This window comes from Francisella salimarina (assembly GCF_007923265.1).
Lineage (GTDB): Bacteria > Pseudomonadota > Gammaproteobacteria > Francisellales > Francisellaceae > Francisella > Francisella salimarina.
In genome coordinates this window covers 1-583 of sequence record NZ_VOJA01000015.1, presented here as the reverse complement: position 1 = coordinate 583, position 583 = coordinate 1, and the positions used below count along the sequence as shown (strand labels likewise).

Sequence of the window (583 nt, the reverse complement as noted above, 5' to 3'; positions counted from 1 at the left end):
GGAAAAAGAAGAAAAAAGAAAAGAAAAGGAAAAAAAGAAAGAAAGAAAAAAAAAGAAGGAAGAGAAAGAGAAAAAAAAAAAAGGAAAAAAAAAAAAAAAAAAAGAAGAGAAAGAAAGAGAAAAGAAGAAAAAAAAGAAGAAAAAGAAAAAAAAAAAAAAAAAAAGGAAAGAAAAGAAGAAAAAAAAGGAAAAGAGAAAGAAAGAGAAAAAAAAAAGAAAGAAAAAAAAAAAGAAAAAAAAAAGGGAGAAAAGAAAGAAAAAAAAGGAAAAAAAGGAAAAGGAAAAAAAAAAGAAAAAAAAGAAAAAAAAAAGAAAAGAAAAGAAGAAAAAGAGAATAAAATGAAAAAAAGAGAAAATAGAAAAGATGAAAAATAAGAAAATAATAGAAGAGAAAGGGAATGGAAAGAAAAAAGAGGAAAAAAAAAAAAGAAAAAAAAATAAAGAAAAAAAAAAAAAAGAGAAAAAAGAAAAAATAATAAAAGAAGATAAAAAAGAGAAATGAGGAGGAACAAAAAGAAAAAAGAAGAAAAGGGGAAAGAAGGAGTACATGGGTGAAAAGAAGAAGAAAAATTATAAATAGAAG

At 20.8% G+C, this 583-nt stretch carries 2 protein-coding genes; both read left to right on the top strand.

Translation table 11 applies throughout. The annotated features are described in order from the left end of the window. A partial coding sequence (locus FQ699_RS10035) for a hypothetical protein (protein ID WP_179951713.1) occupies window positions 1-375 on the top strand: 375 nt, incomplete at its 5' end. Beyond that, window positions 365-502, top strand: a complete 138-nt coding sequence (locus FQ699_RS10030; RefSeq protein WP_179951712.1) for a hypothetical protein — start codon at window positions 365-367, stop codon at window positions 500-502. The genes FQ699_RS10035 and FQ699_RS10030, both read left to right, overlap by 11 nt. Window positions 503-583 lie beyond the last annotated feature (81 nt).